Origin of the sequence: Thomasclavelia sp. (genome assembly GCF_047249845.1) — a bacterium.
Taxonomy (GTDB): Bacteria; Bacillota_I; Bacilli_A; order Erysipelotrichales; family Coprobacillaceae; genus Thomasclavelia.
This window is the reverse complement of sequence record NZ_JBKTWO010000022.1, coordinates 22,501-44,726: the sequence shown is the minus strand read 5'-3', so window position 1 is coordinate 44,726 and position 22,226 is coordinate 22,501. Positions and strand designations below refer to the sequence as shown.

General features: G+C 28.0%; 19 protein-coding genes and 1 pseudogene. 18 read left to right on the top strand and 2 right to left on the bottom strand.

Annotated features, from left to right (window positions below; genetic code table 11):
• Positions 1-119 precede the first annotated feature (119 nt).
• The 14 genes and pseudogenes from ACLR9T_RS07495 to ACLR9T_RS07430 form a co-directional block, all read left to right on the top strand.
• Positions 120-506: pseudogene (locus ACLR9T_RS07495) on the top strand (VaFE repeat-containing surface-anchored protein); the annotation flags it as partial.
• 485 nt (positions 507-991) lie between these two features.
• On the top strand, positions 992-1,135 hold the full coding sequence (locus tag ACLR9T_RS07490; protein WP_413108919.1) for a hypothetical protein: 144 nt from the start codon (positions 992-994) through the stop codon (positions 1,133-1,135).
• A 519-nt stretch (positions 1,136-1,654) separates the two neighbouring features.
• The gene (locus ACLR9T_RS07485) at positions 1,655-2,506 is read left to right on the top strand and encodes an arginase family protein (protein ID WP_413108918.1); all 852 of its coding nucleotides are present in this window, start codon (positions 1,655-1,657) and stop codon (positions 2,504-2,506) included.
• Positions 2,507-2,718: 212 nt separating this feature from the next.
• The gene (locus ACLR9T_RS07480; protein WP_413108917.1) at positions 2,719-2,898 is read left to right on the top strand and encodes a hypothetical protein; all 180 of its coding nucleotides are present in this window, start codon (positions 2,719-2,721) and stop codon (positions 2,896-2,898) included.
• Positions 2,899-3,105: 207 nt separating this feature from the next.
• Positions 3,106-3,291, top strand: coding sequence for a CatA-like O-acetyltransferase (locus ACLR9T_RS07475; protein ID WP_413108916.1), 186 nt, complete (start codon positions 3,106-3,108; stop codon positions 3,289-3,291).
• The gene (locus ACLR9T_RS07470; protein WP_413108915.1) at positions 3,263-3,499 is read left to right on the top strand and encodes a CatA-like O-acetyltransferase; all 237 of its coding nucleotides are present in this window, start codon (positions 3,263-3,265) and stop codon (positions 3,497-3,499) included. Before ACLR9T_RS07475 ends, ACLR9T_RS07470 begins: the two co-directional genes overlap by 29 nt.
• Before the next feature lie 424 nt (positions 3,500-3,923).
• Positions 3,924-4,481 carry a sugar O-acetyltransferase gene (locus ACLR9T_RS07465; RefSeq protein WP_413108914.1) on the top strand — a complete coding sequence of 186 codons (558 nt, stop codon included), beginning with the start codon at positions 3,924-3,926 and terminating at the stop codon, positions 4,479-4,481.
• A gap of 815 nt (positions 4,482-5,296) precedes the next feature.
• Positions 5,297-5,971 (top strand): response regulator transcription factor, encoded by a 675-nt coding sequence (locus ACLR9T_RS07460; RefSeq protein ID WP_413108913.1) that lies wholly within the window; start codon positions 5,297-5,299, stop codon positions 5,969-5,971.
• The gene (locus ACLR9T_RS07455) at positions 5,959-7,071 is read left to right on the top strand and encodes a sensor histidine kinase (protein WP_413108912.1); all 1,113 of its coding nucleotides are present in this window, start codon (positions 5,959-5,961) and stop codon (positions 7,069-7,071) included. The genes ACLR9T_RS07460 and ACLR9T_RS07455 overlap by 13 nt, the downstream gene beginning before the upstream one ends.
• Before the next feature lie 76 nt (positions 7,072-7,147).
• Positions 7,148-8,518 carry an ABC transporter permease gene (locus ACLR9T_RS07450; protein ID WP_413108911.1) on the top strand — a complete coding sequence of 457 codons (1,371 nt, stop codon included), beginning with the start codon at positions 7,148-7,150 and terminating at the stop codon, positions 8,516-8,518.
• 12 nt (positions 8,519-8,530) lie between these two features.
• Positions 8,531-9,205: an ABC transporter ATP-binding protein gene (locus ACLR9T_RS07445; RefSeq protein ID WP_413108910.1), complete on the top strand. Its 675-nt coding sequence runs from the start codon at positions 8,531-8,533 to the stop codon at positions 9,203-9,205.
• A gap of 59 nt (positions 9,206-9,264) precedes the next feature.
• A complete protein-coding gene (locus ACLR9T_RS07440; RefSeq protein ID WP_413108909.1) occupies positions 9,265-10,431 on the top strand; it encodes an ABC transporter permease in 1,167 nt (388 codons plus the stop codon).
• Between the two features lie 45 nt (positions 10,432-10,476).
• Positions 10,477-10,992: a hypothetical protein gene (locus ACLR9T_RS07435; RefSeq protein ID WP_413108908.1), complete on the top strand. Its 516-nt coding sequence runs from the start codon at positions 10,477-10,479 to the stop codon at positions 10,990-10,992.
• A gap of 166 nt (positions 10,993-11,158) precedes the next feature.
• The gene (locus ACLR9T_RS07430; protein ID WP_413108907.1) at positions 11,159-11,974 is read left to right on the top strand and encodes a histidinol-phosphatase; all 816 of its coding nucleotides are present in this window, start codon (positions 11,159-11,161) and stop codon (positions 11,972-11,974) included.
• Between the two features lie 87 nt (positions 11,975-12,061).
• On the opposite strand, the gene ACLR9T_RS07425 is transcribed toward ACLR9T_RS07430, so the two are convergent.
• Both ACLR9T_RS07425 and ACLR9T_RS07420 read right to left on the bottom strand, forming a co-directional pair.
• Positions 12,062-13,396 carry a GHKL domain-containing protein gene (locus ACLR9T_RS07425; protein ID WP_413108906.1) on the bottom strand — a complete coding sequence of 445 codons (1,335 nt, stop codon included), beginning with the start codon at positions 13,394-13,396 and terminating at the stop codon, positions 12,062-12,064.
• On the bottom strand, positions 13,390-14,118 hold the full coding sequence (locus tag ACLR9T_RS07420; RefSeq protein WP_413108905.1) for a LytR/AlgR family response regulator transcription factor: 729 nt from the start codon (positions 14,116-14,118) through the stop codon (positions 13,390-13,392). Before ACLR9T_RS07420 ends, ACLR9T_RS07425 begins: the two co-directional genes overlap by 7 nt.
• Positions 14,119-14,305: 187 nt before the next feature.
• On the opposite strand from ACLR9T_RS07420, the gene ACLR9T_RS07415 reads away from it, so the two are divergent.
• From ACLR9T_RS07415 to ACLR9T_RS07400, 4 genes are all read left to right on the top strand, one after another.
• Positions 14,306-14,653 carry a hypothetical protein gene (locus tag ACLR9T_RS07415; RefSeq protein ID WP_413108904.1) on the top strand — a complete coding sequence of 116 codons (348 nt, stop codon included), beginning with the start codon at positions 14,306-14,308 and terminating at the stop codon, positions 14,651-14,653.
• A gap of 264 nt (positions 14,654-14,917) precedes the next feature.
• Entirely contained in the window at positions 14,918-18,508 is a 3,591-nt protein-coding gene (locus ACLR9T_RS07410) for an MBG domain-containing protein (RefSeq protein ID WP_413108903.1), read from the top strand.
• Between the two features lie 242 nt (positions 18,509-18,750).
• Positions 18,751-20,292 carry a diguanylate cyclase domain-containing protein gene (locus tag ACLR9T_RS07405; RefSeq protein WP_413108902.1) on the top strand — a complete coding sequence of 514 codons (1,542 nt, stop codon included), beginning with the start codon at positions 18,751-18,753 and terminating at the stop codon, positions 20,290-20,292.
• Between the two features lie 195 nt (positions 20,293-20,487).
• Complete coding sequence (locus tag ACLR9T_RS07400) at positions 20,488-22,194, top strand: EAL domain-containing protein (RefSeq protein WP_413108901.1); 1,707 nt, start codon at positions 20,488-20,490, stop codon at positions 22,192-22,194.
• Positions 22,195-22,226 lie beyond the last annotated feature (32 nt).

The window sequence follows — 22,226 nt, the reverse complement described above, 5'->3', positions numbered from 1 at the left end:
CTGGTGTCCATAAGCGTGCTGCATATGAGTATCTTCTAGACAGGTATGGTGAGGATATTCAGAAATGAGTGTCTATTTTTTAACCAAAACGAAAGGAGCAAGAACATTATGAAAAAGTAATGAATAAAGGTTCGGTTGCTTCTACCTTTAACGAGGGGCATTTGACCGTTGAGGGCGGGGACACTTACTGTATCGACATTAACACAGACTTTAAGAACGGCTATAAGACCAGAGCTGACGCATGTACTGCCGACCAGATAAACAACAATCACGCCTACCTTTTAAGACAGCTTGTAGTTTGGCAGATGTTGAAAGAAGAAAATACAGAGCTTCTCATCAATGAAAAATGTGTAGAAAGTGATTATACTTTTACTGCCGATAGCAAAAAGATGAAAGAGGAAGTTACTTATATTTTTGATGCTACTTCTCTTGACGGCAAACAACTCGTAACTTTTGAAGAATTGTACGATTTAAGCAATCCAGACAAGCCGAAAATGGTTATGGAACAGAATTGATGGTTTGGAGAAAAGAATAAAATAATATATGTTATTGAAGCGGGTAGTCTTAGGATTGACTGCTTTTTTCGTACCCAGAAAGGAGTGATTTACAAGTAACAACAAAATTAAAACTGTAGTTTTTTTATTTAGAATTAAAAAAATATAATATGAATAGTAGGTATGATGTTCATAATAATATTATTTTTGATTTATGGCGAGCTTTAAAAATATAAAGAAAAGAAATTCAAAATTATAAAAAAATAGAAGTAATTTCTAAATTTATGTTGTAAAAGATAGTAGGATGAGATTGAATTGTATATTTATGAAATATTAAAAGAACTGTTTTTAATATACAATTCAGCGTGTTATGACTTATTGGATATCTATATAAGCCATGTTTATCAGGAGAATTAAAAATATAGTCCTATTAGGTCTATCTATTTTTGACAAAATGTTCTATAATCTTATTATAAAATATATTTGGAGGAAGAAAAATGAATGATCTAGGTGGAATAAGCAAGAAATTAAATGGGACAATAGAGAGGCTAAAGGGAGATAAGGATATAGGAAAGGCAGTTGGGGAGTTGCAGGGAATTAAGGATCAGTTAAAGAAGATTGTAAAAGAAAGCACCCGATAATTTTGGATGCTTTTTTATAGCAGAAAAGTGTAATTAAACGTGCTGAATAAGTAACGAATCGCTTGAAAATCACATTGTAGCATTGATATTGTTTCTACAAACTGCACATGTTGAAAGTATCGTTCTGTTGCCTAGAAGTATAGAGAATATTTAAAATGAGAACTTTTGAAAGATTAGAGTAGTAATCTTGTTTTTTCGATTTTTATTTTTTTGGTTAGTCAAAAAAATATTTAAGATAAACTAATATATTAATTGTATTAGTAGTATTTTAATGAGATATGTGTTCTAATAATGGAAGTTTTTGTAAAAATAATTTACGGAAACGGGAAGAAAATGTTTATAAATAAAGAGTAATTGATATTGACTATTTAGAAGTATGAAAATTAAATGTATTTGATATATTAGCTGTAGTTATGAGATTGAGTATGCAAAGCTTTCCTTATTTTTGCATCATGTTAGTTAATTATACTATTAAATTAAAAACTTCGAATTAATAAGATAAAATTAGGAGAAAGTCATATGAAAACAATTAGATTATTATACCCGGATTATTTAAGTGGAGGTTTAGAAACTTATTATTTTGGTGCAAACTTGCTTGCACATATACTTCCCATAAATAAAAAACAGCCTTTGCTTAAAGTAGAAATTACGCCACCTAATGGCCAACAATATGAAGTAACTGATGGTATTTATGCAAAAAATGCAGTTATTGAAGGTATTAAGAAAGCAAGGGAAATAATTGAAAATGCAAAACCAGATAAAATCATTACAATCGGTGGTAATTGCATTGTTTCGCTGGCACCATTTGATTATCTACATGGGATTTATGATAATATAGGAATTATCTGGATTGATGCTCATCCTGATGTATCAACAGCGAAAGACAATTATCCTAATGCTCATGCAATGGTTCTTGGTTCACTAATGGGATATGGAGATGGTTCGCTTTCAGAACAAATGAAGAATAGAATATTTAAGGCAGATGAGATTTTGTATGTGGGACTACAAGAATTACATGATTATCAAGAAAATTTTTTAAGAGATATGAATGTAGATTATAAAGTACAAACAGAAAAATTTGTTTCTAATGATGAACTCAGTAAATTTATACAACGTTTTGACCATATATTAGTTCATCTTGATATAGATGTTCTGGATGCAAATCTATTCCATTCCACATATTTTGCTAATAAAGAGTTAGTTGGTGATGGTAGTGGGAGTGGTAGGATGACAATGGATAAGCTTTCCAGTATATTAAAATGTATTACAGATAGTGGGGATATTGTGGGATTTACTATTGCTGAATATCTTCCGTTTGATGAACATAAATTACATAATATGCTTGCAAATATAAATATATTTAACGATTAATTTTAATTATTATATTTTAAATTTATATTGTTATTTAATATTAAATGGAATAGCTAGCGATAGTAAGTAAAACTTTTTTCTATTTGATTTATACTAGTTTATTCACTTTATAAATATTGATATCAGGATATAAATTAAAATAACCTAAACGATTTAATATTGTTTTGAAATTATAATAATGTTATACTATTAAAATAGTAAGAGGTGTAAAAATGAAAATTAAATTTATGGAATCATATCAATTAGGAGTATTGGAATTTAATATCGGTGATCAATTGGAAATTAGTGATAATATGACATTTGAAGTTATGAATGATGAATATTTCCTATTAGTTCTTAATGGATTGAGATATGATATTAAAAAAGAAGATATTAAAATTATTCAAGAATAAATATTACTAGTAATAAAAAGAAATGATATTTTTAATATTTATTAGTAGTTTATAATTTAAAGATAAATATATGATATTTATAATGGAAAGGTGTTTTGCCTTTCTTTTTATATTAACTATAAATTAAATTGTTAAAGAGTTATAGATATAGTAATATAGAATATAGTGTAACAGTTTTAAAAATTAAGATTTGTATCGGAGGAGCATATGAATTATAAAAAGGTAGGTCTAAACAAATGGAAAAGAGGGAACTTATTTAAATATTATATTGATAATATGCGTATAGTTATGAGCTTGACAGTTGATATAGATGTAGCACCACTTCTTTATATACAAAAAACACAATTTGAAATTTTATCTGGTAATGATATGGGTAGTATTAACAATTATTAATGCGCATGATGAATTTAAATATGGATGGGATGAATGGAAGTTTCTTGCATCAGTAATAACATGGGGGAAATATGAAGCAGAAAATAATAAACTTATTTTACCATTAACAATGAATATTCATCATGCAGTAGCTGATGGTTTTCATATATCTAGATTTTTTAATGAAGTACAAAAACTGATAAATGATATAAGTAATAATGAATTTTAGTTTGTTATTTGATAAGTTATATTATAAAGGAGATAAAATGAAATATTTATTGGTAATTGATATGTGATTATATAGTTAGTCAAAAAAGGTATTTATATAAAACTAAAACTCTGTTTCAATGTATTAATGATAGAATTGATGAGTAATCAAATAATTCAGTAATCTATGTAAAAAATAAAATTATTTGGGAGTTTAGTAGTATTTCAAAGAAATTAGCTAAAATGCTTAATGTTGTATCAAAAAATATTTATAAAAAAGTATAAATGTTTTGAAACTAGTTGGTGTAGAGGGAGGTTATTGTGTAGCAAGCACTTATTAGGTGGTATAAAAAAGGTGTGCAATACATATAGAATTTTTATTAATCATATATAAGTAACCATAATATAGTTTTAATAATATTAGAATATAAAAGAGGCAATAAAGTATGACTGAAAAAGAAAAAATGATTAGTGGTTTACAATACAATCCTACTAATCCTCAATTAGTATTAGAGCACGCAAGAGCAAATCGTATTTGTACAAAATATAATAAAAGAGCGTTCAATGAAATAAATATGCGATCAAGACTTATGAGGAAATTATTAAATACTAATGGTAATTTTTGGATCAAACCACCGTTTTATTGTGATTATGGATATAATATTTATATCGGGAAAAATGTAATGCTTAATTATGGATGTGTTATATTAGATGTATGTCCTGTTATTATTGGTGATTATACTCTTATTGGACCTGGAACGCATATTTATACTGCGTGTCATTCATTAGATGCTCAAGAACGAAAGAATTTTGTTGAATTTGGTAAACCTGTAACAATAGGAGAGAATGTATGGATTGGGGGGAATTGTTCAATTTTACCAGGAATTACCATAGGTAATAACTCAGTAATAGGGGCTGGAAGTGTAATCACAAAAGATATTCCGGCTAATGTAGTTGCTGCAGGAAATCCATGTAAGATCATTAGAGAAAACAAAGAAAAATAATAATTAACATAGTATTAAGAGATCATAAGAATATTAATTCATGTATGAAGGTTATTTTGGTTTATAGTAGTAATATTTATTTTAGGCTTTGTTATGATATTAATCATCACCATAATTATTCTAAAGTATATTTTAGAATAATAAATATTGAAGGATATATTACATTCGTTAATTAGGACTTATTAAGTATTTTAGGTTATCAGTCTTATTGGTAAGTTGTTATAAATGTTATTTGAAACAAAGTTCAAAAAGATATTACTTATGGGGGAGCATTTTAAGTAATGGAAGTATTTTTATGATTATATTGAATGGTTTTTAGTAGATAGGTGAAAAAATGACGAATGATTCACTTTGTTTTCAAGTTTTTGATAGGGGTTATGGTATTTTCTTAGATATGGTAATGTAGTCATTTACCTAGTAATTTGTTTATGTAAAGAAAAAATATCAGAAAATCATAATTGTTTGTTTTTATTATATGTAGTATTATTTTGCTTTTAAAGTAGAAGATATTCTTACTGTTTAAAAAGTGATGTAGTTAAAATTGATAGATTATATCAAAGTAAGGATTGGCATATTTATATCTTGGATATAGAAAAACATAGATACTTTTTTAAAAAATTAGTATGATTAAAAGTATGAGTGTAGTAGGGATAAATTACCCTGCTTTTCTTTTATCACTAGTATATATTTTATTAAAAATTATGTAATTGCTAAGCATAGATTAAAAATAAAAGATAATTATAAAGATTTTAGATATGAACAGTATACTTAGTTATGCTATATTATAGATATATTTGAGAAAGTGATGGGAACATATGAAAGTATTAATAATAGAAGATTTTGTTGAATTATCATTAAAAATGAAAGAGGCATTAGAAGCTATTGGGTTTAGTATTGATGTTGCAAATGATGGCTCTAGTGGTGAAGAGAAAGCTTATGTTAATAGTTATGATGCAATTCTTTTAGATTTAAATCTTCCAGATAAAGATGGAATAGATATATTGAAATTTTTAAGAAAAAGTGAGATTACTGTTCCTGTTATTATTATAACGGCTAGAGATGAGCTGGATGATCGGGTTTTAGGGTTAGATTTGGGAGCTGATGATTATTTAGTAAAACCATTTCAAATAGAGGAACTTAGAGCTCGTGTACAAGCTGTTATTCGACGTTTTTATGGTCGTCATCAGTCGATTGTAAAAATAGGAGGGTTGGTTATTGATAGTAAATCTAGAACAGTGACTTTATATGATCAGTCAATAGAACTTCTTGCAAAAGAATTTGATATACTTGAATACCTTGCAATACGTTATCCTGATGTAGTATCTAGTGAGGAATTGGTGGAACATGTTTATGATGAAAATTTTGATCCATTTTCTTCTGCACTTCGTGTACAATTGACTAGATTACGAAAAAAATTAAATCAAGATGAAAAAAATCATTCTATATTAAAAACTATTCGTGGAAAAGGATACACATTATGTCTAAAGTAAATATGAAAATTGCAAGTGTTTTGTTAGGCTATGCGATACTTGTAACTAGTGTTTTTGTAATTTGTATTATGTCATTTGCTTCATATAGTAGTAATGATAAAATAAATGTATATCTAAATAATGAAAATATCGAGTTAGATAACAGTATAAATCAAACATTTGATTCAAATAATGAGGAGAGTCAAATAACTTCTGATCAGCAACGAATTGAAGATCTCCAAAATTATGCTAATTATTTTCATGATCAGTTAATTAAACAAATAGCTTTTACTGCTATATTTTTCTGTATATTTTTAATTTTTTCATCTATTATTTTGTGGATGATTTTAAAAAGAATTCAAAAGAATGAAAATATATTAATTGCTAAACAACTTAATTCTATTCAAGAAATGAATGATTTTGTTAGTGACGATCCTATTTTAGCCAAAGCATTTTTAAATATCCAGGAAAAGTTTGAACAACATATTATGGATTACAAAAGACTCCACACATACCTTTCACATGAACAGAAAAATGCATTATCACTATTAAGGGCTAACTTAGAATTACATCATGAAGAAGAATGCTTTAAAAATATTGATGATATATCAATGGGAATTGATGATTTAGTGACTTTAAGTGAGACTAAGGAAATTACTGAATTAAAGCCAGTTGATGTCATTATGTTATGTGCAGAAGTTGTAGATAAATATATTACCCATTATCCTTTACTTAGATATGATTTTGATGAGGAAGCATTATATGTATTAGCAAAGCCTAGATGGATTATCTGTGCTTTAAATAATCTTATTGATAATGCAATCAAATATGGAGAAAAAAATGAAATATTTGTTACAGTCAAGGGGATAGAAGATGAGGTTATTATTAGTGTAAAAGATTATGGGATAGGTATACCATTTGAAAAGCAAAAAGAAATTTTTGAACAACATTATCGTATAAATGAATTAAATAAAGATGGATATGGAATAGGATTAAGTCTTGTGATGCATGTCTGTAATTTATGTAAAGGAAAAATTATTTGTAAAAGTGAAGATGGAAAAGGAAGTGAGTTTCAGATGAAACTTCCAGTAAAGAAACTATCTAATATTAGTGTAAGCTAATAAGGATAGTTTTTTTACTTATGTAACATTCATGTAACAAAGTTTGTGATATTCTTGTCACGAAGGAGTTGATAAGATGTATGTTATAAAAAATGCAATTGCAAATATAGGCAGAAATAAAGGAAGAAATTTGATATTGGGTGGAATGATGTTTCTGATACTGTTTAGCACGATAGTGTCGATCATGATTTATAATGCAGCAGAAGATCAAATCAAATTATATAAAGAACGTTTTTCTGCTTCGGTTATTCTTTATCGTAACAATGAAAAATTGGAAAATGTTAGTGATTATAAAGAACCAACATGGAAGGATTTACAGAAATATGCCCAATCAAGTCTTTTGAAAAGTACAGAATTTGTAGGAAGTGCACCTGCTTCTATGATAAATGCAGAAGCGTTGGATGAAAATAGTACAGATGTATCTGGTTTTGATAGTGAAAATCTTCCAGGTACACAGAAAAGAAAAGCATCTACAAATATGATATTTGGTACAAATAATAAAAAAATTAATAGCGAATTTATTAGTGGTATTCGCAAGATAACTCATGGCAGGGTATTTGAAAATAAAAATGAAATAGTAGTTTCACAACAGCTTGCAAAATTAAATAAATGGAAATTGAATGATGAAGTAGAATTCAGTTTCCCTAATCCAGGCAATAAGGCAGCTATTATAAAAATGAGGATAGTAGGTATCTATGAGGATAGTGTGCGTCCTTATGAAAATGAAGATATGAAACTAGCATTAATTAATCGAGGAAATGAGATCATGACTGCAATGGAAACTTTAATTACTTTGAATAATCCAATGGTTAATATAACAGCGAATTATCAGATTAAGAATCCAGGTCAAATTAAGGAATTAGAAAAGGAGTTTCATGAAAAGGGAATGCCGGATTATTTTGCATTAAAAACAGATCAATCAAATTATCAGAAAACTATTGCCCCGCTAGAGAGTCTTCAAAATATTGTTAGAATGTTTCTTATTTGTGTAGTGATTATTGGAGGAGGTATTCTTATTGTAATATCTACCTTAGCAATACGAGAAAGAATATATGAAGTTGGAATATTACGTGCAATAGGAATGAAAAAACATTCTTTAACAGCCGGATTATTGTGTGAGATACTTGTAATTAGTGCTATTTGTTTAAGTCTTGCTTTTATTGGAGCTAGAGCATATAGTGGAACAATTGCAAATCAGCTATTTCAAAGCCAAAAACATGTCACTGAAAGTTCACAAAATGATTTAAATGGTGTTGAATACTCGGCTATTGGAGGGTTCAGTGATAATTCAGGAGTTACTGGTGAATCACTTAGAGTAGAGGTAACAGGATCAGTCATAAGTGAAGTCGTGATTACTTCGATTTTATTTGCTGTTATATCAAGTGCAGGTGGAATATATTATACAATGCGCTATGAACCAAGACGAATCTTGTCTGAAAGAACATAAGGAGAAATAAATATGAGTATATTATCGTTAAATCAATTAAGTTATCATTATGAAAATAGTACAAAAGAAGTGCTAGATCATATAAATGTGGAATTTGAAAAAGGTGTTTTATATACAATAGTAGGTAAATCAGGAGCAGGAAAGAGTACACTTCTTTCTTTATTGTCTGGATTAGATATTGCAACTAGTGGAGAAGTATTATTTGCTGGAAAATCTCTTAAAACATTAGATCGTGACAAGTATAGAGCACAAAGTATTGGAGTGATATTTCAGGGCTACAATCTACTGACCAATGCATCTGCAGTTGATAATATTGTGCTTGCGATGAATATATCTGGATGCAAGGATAAAAACAAGAAGGATATAGCATATGCTCTTCTTGAAAAAGTAGGAATATCAAAAGATAAGGCAGTTCGTAAAGTGTTAAAGTTGTCTGGAGGAGAACAACAACGGGTCGGGATTGCACGAGCCTTGTCTCATTATCCAGATATTATCATTGCTGATGAACCAACAGGGAATCTTGATCAGGAAACTGAGAAAAGTATTATGGAAATTCTTCAGGCGTTGGCACATGAAATGAATACATGTGTTATTATCGTAACACATTCGCAAGGGGTCAGTTCGTATGCAGATATTTGTTTTAACTTAGAGAGTGGTAAATTATTGAAATATCAAGGCGGTGAATAGATATGTACCTGATACATTATGCTTTTTCAAATCTTATAAGAAATAAAGGACGTAACATTATGATAAGTATAATTATTTTAGCGATGGTTATGCTTTCTGGGGTTTCAATGATACTAAATACAGGGGCATCACAAATTGTAGATTCTTATAAGGCACAGTTTGGTTCAAAAGTTACATTACATGGCAGTATGAATGCTGAAAAGATTACTCCAGAGGTTCTTCTATCTTTTTGTGAATCTTCATATCTTCATTTATATAAATATACAGCAAAAGTGGCAATGAAATCTTCTAGTTTAATGGCATTGGGAGAAGCAGAGGGAACAGTAAAACTGCCCAAGTTTTATTTGAAAGCATCTTCTTTAGAAGATGAGTCATTTAAACAAAAAATAAAAATTCTTATTAAAGGAAAAATGCCTAGCCAAGTAGATGAAGTAATTATTAGTAAAGAACTTGCTGAATTGAACAGACTATATGTTGGTAGCAAAATTGCTTTGCAAAGTAGTGATAACAAAGAAAATAAAACATATACAATAGTGGGAATATATGAGGATTTAAGTCTAAAAAATAAGACAGAGACAATACCTTTAATGAATCCATCAAATGAAATTTATACGAACTATAAATCTTTCATTAAAAGTGATATTTTCCAGAAACAAGGAGAATTGGATGGAGTATTTTATTTAAAAAAACCATCTGATTTAAATTCATTTCAAGAAGAGATTAAAGCAAAAGGTCTACCATTAGGATATGAGGCAAAGACTGATATTAAAGGTTATGAAGAAACAACAGCACCTGCAAATTCTATTCGTCAAATTTCTACGATGTTTGTTATAGGAATTATTACAGTAGGAAGTATACTTTTACTTTTAATAACTGCTTTTTCAATACGAGAGCGTAAATATGAAATAGGTGTATTACGAGCAATAGGTATGAGCAGAGTATGTATTGTAAAAACACTGATATGGGAAACACTGATGCTTTGTGGCAGTTGTCTTGTGACAGGTATTCTTATGGCAAATATTCTAGGCCCTATTCTAGGAAATGAATTATTATTGAAACAAAAAAATATTGCTCAGAGTCTAGCAAATATATCATTTAGTTTAAATATGGATATGATTATTATGTTATGTCTGATTACACTAACAACTGGCTTAATTACAAGTATATTTGGAATTTTGTTTATTGTGCGATTTGAGCCAAGAAAAATCTTATCTGAAAGAAATTAATATATTAGTAAATATCGAATAAAAGAAATATTGGAGGAAATTTATATGACAATGAAAAGAAAAATAATTATTGGTTTTGTATTAATAGGTGTTTTAGCAACAGGATGTAATAATGGAAATGGTACTAACCAGCCAAATAATAATAGTTACAACAAACCAAATGAACAAACACCTCCTTTAGAAAAGGGGGATCGGCCAGGGAATAGCAGCAATCAAACAAAACCATCTAAAGATCAATCATGGGATTATGCTAGTGGATTTTCTATTAAAGATTTAGAGAGTGCATTACGTCATACTGGAGCTATTACTACTACAGGTGAAGCATATGATGTAACTGGGACAAATATGACGGAAGCAACACGTTATGGGAATATTGTTATTGGAACTTATAACTGGGATTTTGTTGATGAAGCACTTGAATTATATCAAAATGGTAGTATGGAACTCAAAGGTAAAAAAGTAAAAGTGGTAAATATGATTGGTAATTTTCTTTTAATTGTATTAGATGGTGAAATCAGTCAAGAATCGATAGCAGCTTTTTCTGCTGTGGGAGGATTATAGTCTAGTAGAAATAACAATTTAGATTGATTTAAAGATTGTTATTTTTACTTTTTATGTAAATTATCTTTTATATTCTTATGATTAAATTGACATTTTTTTTGTTTAATAATACTATAAATATATAGAAATTAAAAATAAATTATGAAAAGTGATAGGAGAAAGGATTATGGGAAAACAATTATTTAATTTGCATACACATACTTCGCGATGTGGACATGCAGATGGGACAGATATTCAGTATGTCAATAGTGCAATTGCTGCTGGATTAAAGCTTTTGGGATTTAGTGAGCATATCCCTTTTGAAGAAATAAGAATTTCTGGGGCTCGGATGTTTATTGAACAAAAAGATGAATATATTTCTAGTATAAGAAAACTAAAGAAGCAATTTGAAAATGAAATTGATATAAAAGTAGGGTTTGAAATAGAATACTTAGAAGACCATCTTGAATATCTAAAAGAAATTAGAAAAGAATGTGATTATATGATATTGGGACAACATTTTAAGTATATTTCTGATGATAAAGGTATATATGATTATGATTGTTATTGCTCTAATGAAGATGTAATAACATATGTTGGACAAATCGAGGCAGCTTTACAACATGATTTGGTAACTTATATTGCCCATCCTGATTATTTTATGCAAGGGCGCAGAGTTTTTTCAAAAGAGTGTGAGGAAGCAGCACATCGTATTGCTAAAGCGAGTCTTAAGTATGATATTCCATTAGAGATTAATTTAAATGGTTTTCGTTATGGTAAAAAAACGTATGAGATATATAATCAACCAGGTGTTTATGAAGAACGATATACTTATCCGTTTAGAGAGTTTTGGGAAATCATTTCATCATATGGTTGTAAAGTACTTTATGGTTATGATGCCCATTCACCAATAGCATTTATGGAAAAAAATAGGTATTTAATTGTTAATGAGATACTTAAAGATATTCCATTGAATTTTATTGATAGCATAGAATTGAAATAAAAAGATAAATAATTATTATATTAAAAAAATAAAAGTTTAAAATAGCTGTGTTCAAAATTGAACATAGCTATTTTTTATATAGTCTTATTATCTTGTTTTGAATCGAAGTAATACAGATGTATAAAAGATATTTTCTTTCAACTCATACTGAACAGTTCCTTTATATTTTTCTGCAATATCTTGAATAGAGATAGTACCAATACCCATGCCATTTCGTTTTGAAGATAATGGGACACCATCTTTAAAGTGTACAGGAGTATAACAAGTATTATCTACCAAAATAAGCAAATCTGATTTACCATGACATTTAATAGATAATTTTATAAACTTTTGGTTTATGTTTTGTCGCATACAAGCTTCTAATGCATTTTCTAAGATATTCCCTAAAAGTACGGTAATATCAGTATCAGATATAGAACATATATTTGGATAATCGACTCTGGCATCAAAATTAATTTTATTGTTTCGTGATATTCCTGCATAATAACATATAAGCGCATTAACTACATCGTTGCGACAATATAGTTCTAAAATATCAGGAGGTAGTTCATTTTTATAAATATTAATATAATTTTTAAGACCATCTTTGTCATCTTTGTCTATATAAGATTGTACTACTGCTAAATGTTGGCGTAGATCATGACGAGCCTTTTGCATTTCTTCCAAATGTTGAGATAAGCTATCAAATTGTTTTTTTTGAGCAAGAAATACCTGATCAGCATATTTTAATGTTTCTTCAAGTTCGGTTCGATTTCGTGATATTTCTAATACTTTTAAGGCAACATAGGATACATAGCAAGTACCAAATAACATTAAATAGCGTGATATCATAAATTCCCAGGTTGCATAAGCATATACGTCATTACTAAAACAATACAACATTCCAAACAAAGTTGAAAATAAAGGAATTATCCAAAGATAACGCCATAAATTACGATCTTCAATCTTCATTGCATCGGCAATTGTATTTTGGAAGAAACGTGATAAAAAAGGATAAGTAAGAAAATAAATAATAATACGAGCAATATTATAGATTAAATAAGGATATTGATCAGAAAAGTCCCAAAAAAATCTACTTTCAATAAAATTTGCGTTACCAAATACGAAAAATGACCACGAAAACATAAGAAGATAAGTAAACATGAGTTTAGGAAAAGATTCTTTAATTAATAAAAAAGATAGAGTGAGATTAATTAACATAAAGATATAACGCATAATTGTGGTCCATTTCATAGCCATCTCATAACCACCAGTATTAATTAAGTAGAAAGTGATACTGTTAAGTGTTGCTACAGTAAAAATTAATATTATAACATATTTAAATGGAATGCGTAATTTATCTTTAAATAATAGGTATCGTGGTATTGCAAAGGGAATAAAATCAAGGTAAGGAAATAGAAGAATCATAAATGTATTTACCATAATATGTTATCCTCCCTTGCTTTTTGAAAAAGATAAGAATGGTAGTCAGTTTCAATCTTTTTTTTATATCTTTTAGAAAAGGGTACTTTTTCGCCTGTCATTAAGATAAAATCTACATTATCTATTCTTTCAACATGATCTAAATTAATAATACATCCTTTATAACAAGTTAAAAACTGTGAATATTTTTGTAATTCATTTGAAACTGTTTTAAAAGGAAGTCGGTAGCGTAGAATACCACGTTGAGTAGTATGGATCTGAATGTAATGTCCATCTATATTGCACCAAAGTATCTCACGTAAAAGAATTTTTTCATTATCAATACATATAAATCTAGCATTTTTTAATTTTTTTATTCCAATTATGGATAATGTATTTTTAAAATCAATATATGTAAACGGTTTTAATAAATAGCCGCTTGCTCTGACTTGGTAACTGTCAACTGCATGATCGCGACTGGATGTAATAAATACTAAAACAACTAATTCATCTATTTGACGAATTTTTTTTGCTGTACTAATTCCTGATAAACCATTCATATATTGATCAATAAATATTAAATCAAAAGAGTCTTTTTGAAAATTAGATAAAAATTCTTCTCCACTCGAATAATCATTTATGTCAATTAATTCATTTATATAATGTTCTTGGAAAAAGAGATTAATACAACTACGTATTTCATTTATGCATTCAATAAGATCATCAATTATAGCTATTTTCATATATTATTCTTCACTTCCTTTAATGTAAACACTTCTTTAATTTTATTTTACAGTAAAAAATAGGTATTAACAATGCAATATTCAGCCAAAATATGCAAATTTCAGCCAAGCTATTGTGAATTTTAGTTTTATTGGTAATGTTAAGATAAGGAAACGATGATATGGAAAGGAGAGGATACATATAGAATTGATTATTTGTAATCGTGATAAAAATGAATCTGATCTTATAGAAAAGTATATTTATGAATACTATAAGAACAAGAAAATCACGATTTTTTTAAAGTTTTGTAAAGATTGGCAGGAATTAAGGGAATTATTAAAAAGAGAAGAACCTGATGTTGTTATAATTGCCCAAAATGGAGTTGAAGGACTTGATATTATCACTGGAATGAAAATTATATCAGGAAAACTTATTTGGTTTTCTGATTTGGATTTTGGGTTACAAGCATATCGTTTATGTGTATCTTATTTCAATATGAAACCTGTATCTTATGATAAAGTGGCTTATGCACTTGACTATGTTGATTTAGATTAATTAATACTAACTACATATTTAGATAAACAAAGCATAGGTTTAATTATTACTGTATTTGCAGATATCTTTTAATTCAGGTTGATATCTAAAATATTATAATAATTGGTATATCATAGAGATAAATAAAAATATATCTTTTCTTTGCCAATTTGTTTAACAACATTTTAAATTTTTATTTATAAAGTAAGGAGGTAATCATAAAAAAAGAGATGCTTTTAAAAAATATATTATTAAAATATATAAATTAATTGGAGATGATAAAAAATGAAAAGAATTATGAAAAAAGTTGGGCTATGTTTATTTACATTAGTAGTGCTGCTAGGAACAGTTCCATTTACAAATATTAAGGCAATAGATGATGACTCTATTGCAACGATTTCTAGTATAAGTGATTTGGGAAAGATAACTCAAGATGCACTTAAATACAATATAAGCAATCAAACAACAGCTCAAGATATTATTGATATTGTTAACGAAGCTTTAAAGGATAGTGGTTTTTGGGTTGAATCAGTAAATCTTTATGAAAAAGACGATGCTACAGAAAATGAAAGGGGATATATTTTATATATTATAGATTATAATCAATTTGAATCACTTTCAACTGCTATAATGATTCCGCGACTACCAAAAGAAGGAGAAATTGTTATTAATAAGGATACTTTTCCTGATAAAGATTTCAGAGAATATGTAGAAAATAATTTTGATAATGATTATAATGATGGAGTATTATCTTTGCAAGAGATATCAAAGGTAAAAACAATAGATGTTTCAAATAATTCAAATATAAAGGATATACAAGGGATTGAGTATTTTACTGCATTGGAATTTCTAAATTGTACAAAAACAGGAATTACGAAACTAAATGTTAGTAATAACACATATTTAAAAAAACTGTATTGTGAGCAAACGAAAATTCAAAGTTTAGATGTCAGCAGTAATCTAGAACTAGAAACTTTATATTGCCAATATACAGAAATTAGTGATTTAAATGTCACTAAAAATTCTAAGTTAAGTTGGTTATATTGTCATTATACAAAAATCCAAAGTTTGGATGTCACCAAAAACCCAGCTTTAGAATTATTAGGATGTGAGGGTACAGAAATTCAAAGTTTGGATATTAGTAAAAATTCAGTTTTAGAATACTTAACTTGTAATTTTACAAAAATTCAAAGTTTGGATGTCAGCAATAATCCAGATTTAAAATACTTAGCTTGTGATTATACAAAAATCCAAAATTTAGATGTTAGTAAAAATAATTTGCTTACAGAATTGAGATGTGAAAATACACCACTTGCTTATTTAAATATTGGAATTAATGATAAGTTAACAAAAATAAATAAAACAGATTCAAATATAAATCTTGATTTAGTAGGGGATACTTTTGATATTAAGGATATATTCAAAGGAATAGATCTACAAAAAATAACTGTGGTAAGTGGTGGTGAGATAAATAAAGAAACCGGTATTGTTAGTGAATATGGTGAAAGTACACCACTTATTTATAGTTATGATTGTGGAACAAGCGCTAATGGTCAAGCTGAAACATTAATGGTTTCTCTAAATATTCAAAAACTTATTGAAATTAATGAAATAAATTTTCCAGATGATACATTTAGAGAATATGTAAAAGAATTTGACCGTGATCATAACGAAATATTTTCTGCTGATGAAATTGCAAATATCACAACTCTTTATGCAGATGGCAAGAATGGAAAGGGCGCAATAAAAAGTTTACAGGGAATTGAATATTTTACGGCTTTGGAAAAATTGTTTTGCTACGAAACAAATCTTACCGAATTGGATATAAGTAATAATCTTGCTTTAGTTCATTTAGAGTGTGGTGATACTAATATTTCTAAACTTGATGTAAGTAATAATAGTGCTCTTGAACATCTATCTTTTGCAAATACAAAAGTTGATGATATAAATGTTGATAATAATCCAGCACTTAAAGTGTTAAGCTGTGCAAATACAAAGATCAAATCATTAAATGTTGATGATAATCCTAATTTAGAATCATTATATATTCGAAATACATTGATTGATAAGTTAGATATCAGTCATAATAAACTGCTTGAATCTTTAGACTGTGCTCAAACTGGTATTGAAAATCTGAATGTTTCTAATAATCCTGCTTTAACCCATTTATATTGTGATAATATAGAAATTAACAGTTTGGATATTAGTAACAATCCTAAGTTGAAAGTCTTACATTGTTATAAAACAAAAATACAGAGTTTAGATGTTAGTAATAATCTAGAGTTATTAAATTTAAATTGTTCTAGTACACAAATTAAAGAATTAGATGTTAGTATGTTATCTAAGCTTCAATCTTTATGGAGTTGGAATACGAAAATTAAATATTTAAATCTTAGCCAAAATCCTAATCTAAAATTTTTAGATACGCCACAAACAAATTTAGCATATCTGGATTGGGGAAGTAATGATTTAAATGAATTGTATATGGAGTCAGAATCTACAATAGAGTTAGTAGTCGACGGTGATAGTTTTGATATAACGAAAAAATTTACTGGTATTGACGTTAAAAAGATAACAATAGTTAGTGGTGGCTCTTTAGATAAAAAGATGGGTATTATTAGTGATTATCATCCTGGAACACCAGTCATATATACTTATGATTGTGGCACAGTCAACGGATTACCAAAAACTTTAACAGTTACTTTAAACTTATTGAAATCAAATAGTGAGATTTCAATTATAGGTAATCTGGATACGATCTATACTGGAGAACCAGTAGCAAATCCAACAGTTGATAAAAAAGGAAGTACAGGAGAAGTTACCTTTACATATGAATTAAAGAAAGGAAATACATGGGAAGTTTGTAAAGATCTTCCTAAAAATGCTGGAATGTATCGTGTAACGGCACATTTAGCAAGTGATAAATATTTCAATGAAGCTACTTCAAAAACTGAAGAGTTTATTATCTCACAAGCAGCAAATAGCTGGGTAAATGAATTAGTTATTAATGACTGGGTGTATGGCGAAAAGGCTAATCCACCAAGTGCAGATGCAAAATTTGGTAATGTAGAATTTACTTATAGTAATTCTAAGGATGGTATTTATACAAATCAGGTACCTACAAAAGTAGGGACATGGTATGTCAAAGCTGTAATTACTGAAACAGAGAATTATACAGGATTAGAAATGAGTAAAGAATTTGTAATTGGAAAAGCTCAAACAATAGTAAGTATTATTAAAGATCTTGATAAAGTATATGATGGTAAAGCAGTTGCTTTATCAAATGAAGATCTAGACATAGCAGGAAGTACAGGAAATATCAGCTTTGAGTGGGAAATGTTTAATGGTAAAGATTGGGTTGATATTTCATCAGCGCCAAGTAATGCCGGCAGATATCGAGTAACTGCGCATATAGAAGAAAGTGAAAACTTTAAATCAGGAATCTCAAAAATAATAGAATTTGTAATTGCAAAGGCAACAACGACAGTAAATATTATTAAAAATCTTGATAAAGTATATGATGGTAAAGCGGTTGCTTTATTAACTGAAGATTTAGACATAGTAGGAAGTACAGGAGATATCAGCTTTGAGTGGGAAATGTTTAATGGTAAAGATTGGATTGTTATTTCATCAGTCCCAAGTAAAGTAGGTAGATATCGAGTGATTGTTCATGTTGAAGAAGACGATAATTATTTATTAGGGACTTCTGATGTAAAAGAATTTATTATTGAGGAACAGCCAAAAGATAATAATATCGATAAAAATGATACAATCCAAACAGGTGATAGTAATCAAATAATATTATTTGCTTTATTTGTTGTAATGTCATTAGGTTTTATTATTTTTTCAAAAAGAAAATTAAATAAAAAGATTTAAAATATTTTAAAACTCTTTACTTAAACAATGTCTTAATACTAGAAATTGTTTATAAAAGAGTTTTTTATTTTTATATTTAAATAATTTATCAATAAATAATAATTATTATTTATTGAATTGCTTTTTATGTAAAAAGAAAGTCATTTTTTATATAGATTTATGTATATTAAATGGAATATAATGATAATAGATACACAAAAACATAAAAATTTTAAATGATTGACAGGAGGGAAGATATAATCATGTATCATGAAATAGAAATAATAACAGTTTTTTCTATGTTTTTTGATATTCAGGAAATTTTAAATCAGAATCTTGTTGATCGAGATTATCAGATTCAAACAATGTCTGAGTTGGAAAATGGATGGGGAAATAGCGATATTATTATATGTGATTTACCTGTTTCAAACCTATTTACATATCGTCAGCGTATGAAAAGTGGAGCTTATCTAATTTATATTTATGATTTAATAAATGATCCTTGTTTAGATTACTATGAACAAGCTGATGAGGTTATAGCTAGACCGCTAAATTTAATTTATTTAAAAAAGCGTTTTCAATTGATTTATGAAATGTTTAAACAAAGAGAAGAACTATGGTTAACTAATACATATTTAAATGTTTTAATTGATAGTATGCCAGATTTGGTATGGTTTAAAGATAATAATGGGATTCATATAAAAGTAAATAAAGTATTTTGTCATACTGTAGGAAAAAAGAAAACTGAAATAGAGGGGAAAGATCATTGTTCGGTTTGGGATGTTGATGTAGATGATTGTGCTAAAACAGAGAATATAGTTCGTAAAGAACAAAAAACTTGTCAATTTAACGAACTTGTAAAGTGTCGTCATGGATTACGACAATTTCGTACTTACAAGTCGCCCTTATTTGATTGTCATGGTAAAATTATGGGAACGGTTGGTATTGGGCATGATATTACAGATCTAGAGAATATGAGTACAGAGATGGAAATTCTATTAAATAGTATGCCTTATGCAATATTAATCAGAGATAAAGATGGGATTATTTTAAATGTAAATAATAAATTTGAAGAATATTTTGGTATTATGAAAGAAAAAATTATAGGTGTAGCTTATAGCGATTGGTATAAAACATTAACTCTAAGTTTTGATTGTATTGAAAGAAAAACTGATGATAAAGTATTTATATCTTGTGGCAAGATAGAACGGATCTTAGAAATTAGTTATGAAAAAATACATGATATTTTTAAAAGTAATGTTGGCGAATTATGTATATATCGTGATACAACAGAAGAATATTTGTTAGAACAACAGTTGAGTAGTAATTCAAATACGGATTTTTTAACAGGTTTATATAATAGAAGATATTTTTATGAGTATTATTCAAATCGTCATGATTTTGAGCAAATTTCTATTTTATATGTAGATTTAGATTGTTTTAAGTCAGTTAATGATACATATGGTCATCAAATTGGTGATGAAGCATTAAAAATAAGTTCCCAAGTTTTACAAGAATTATTTCCTAATGATCTAATTGCTCGTTTGGGGGGCGATGAATTTCTTGTTTCTAAAAAAGAGATAATTAGTGTACAACAATTGATTGAACAGGGAAATAATCTAATTAGGTTATTGAAACAACGTTTTGAAAAAAATAAGTATTATCATAATTTGTCAGCTAGTGTAGGAATTTCCTATACTAATGATAAAAATAAAAAGATTGATGATTTAATAAAAGAGAGCGATACAGCTTTATATAAAGCAAAACAAACAGGAAAATCTAAGTGTTGTATATATAAAAACTAACTATATTAAACATTTAATGATGGAGTTATGAAATAAAATATATATGAGACAAATTGTAGTTAATTTTTAAATAAAGTTATTACAGAGAATAGTATTTATAATGAAATTAGATTATAATGTAAAAACAGGTTATAAATAGTAAAAATATGTAATTAATTTGCAGTAAATAGGTATTAGAAAGGGAGTGGGAAATTTATGGTAAAAACAGTACATATTCCAGAATCATTTCAAATTGATGTTAATGATTTTTATAATGCAATTGTTAGTAGTACAGAAAACTATATTTATATTATAGATATGAAGCAAAATATGGCACTTTTATCTGATAATATGTATGAAGATTTTGAGTTACCTGGTAAGATTATTAAAGATCTTATTACTATTTGGGGCGACTTAGTTCATGAAAAGGATCAAAACCGTTATTTTCATTCAATAGAAGAAATGTTATCTGGGAAGACTAATCAACATAATTTGGAATATCAGATACTTAACCGAAAAAAGGAATATGTCTGGGTACTTTGCCGAGGATTATTGACTCGTGATGAAAAAGGTAACCCGATCATGTTTGCTGGTGTAATTGACCCAATTGGTGGAAAAGGGAAAATAGATCATACGACAGGGTTATTAATGCAAGAAGAGTGTAAAAATAAAATAGAATCATTACAAGATCAGGGATATGCTAATGGAGGTTTTCTGATTCTTGGTATTGATGATTTTAGTAGACTAAATAATTTGAAAAATCATACTTTTGGAGATACTGTTCTTCGTGAAATAGCACAAATGATAGTGAGTATTGTACCTTATGAAGCTGAGGTATATCGATTTGATGGTGATGAAATAGCAATTTTTTATCCAGAGGCATCATTGAGCGATATGCAGGATATATACCAAAAGATTCATCTTTATACAAACCATGAACAAGAAATAGATGGGATTAGTTATTTTTGTACTGTTTCTGGAGGGATAGCAATGCTAGGTGAAGATACTGATGATTATCTAGATTTAATTAAATGTGCTATGAGTGCGTTAGATACATCAAAAAAAAGTGGTAAAAATAAATGTATTGTCTATTCACCTGAATCTTTAAAAAATAATTTATATACAATGGAGATTATTAGTCAGCTTCAACGCAGTGTTTTAGCAGGAATGAAAGATTTTTCTGTTGTTTATCAGCCTTTTGTTAGCTCAAGTGGTCTTAATATTAAAGGGGCAGAAGCTTTGCTTAGATGGACTTCAAAAACTTATGGGAAAATTGGACCAATGGAATTCATACCGCTTTTAGAATCTGATGGCAGTATCATACCAGTAGGTAATTGGGTAATGGAGCAGGCGTTTGCTACATGTAAAAAGTGGCTTAAATTTTTTCCTGATTTTGTGATGAATATAAATGTTTCTTATTTACAAATAATTGATAAGGATTTTGTTATATATGTAAAAAATTTACTTGCAAAATATGAACTTCAAGCTAAACATATTGTATTAGAGTTAACAGAAAGTTATTTTGTAACTGAGATGCTTGTTTTAAAAGAGACTTTTAAAAGTCTTCGTGATATTGGGATTCGTTTTGCTATGGATGATTTTGGAACGGGATATTCTTCTTTAGGGTTGTTATCACAATCACCGGCGGATATTATTAAAATAGATAGAATATTTATTTCATTTATTAATGATAAAGAACATATTTTTAATCGTTCATTTATTGAAGCCGTTATAAAACTTTGTCATAGTGTTGGAATTTCTGTATGTGTAGAAGGGGTAGAATATATTGATGAGTTGGATATTGTTCGTGATATGAACGCTGATAGTATTCAAGGATATTATATTTCAAAACCAATTACAAAAGATGAATTTGAGATAAAATATTGCCAGTTAAGCTATAAAAATGATAATATAAATGTATAAGAGATTGTTTTAGTTATACATATCAGTGAGTT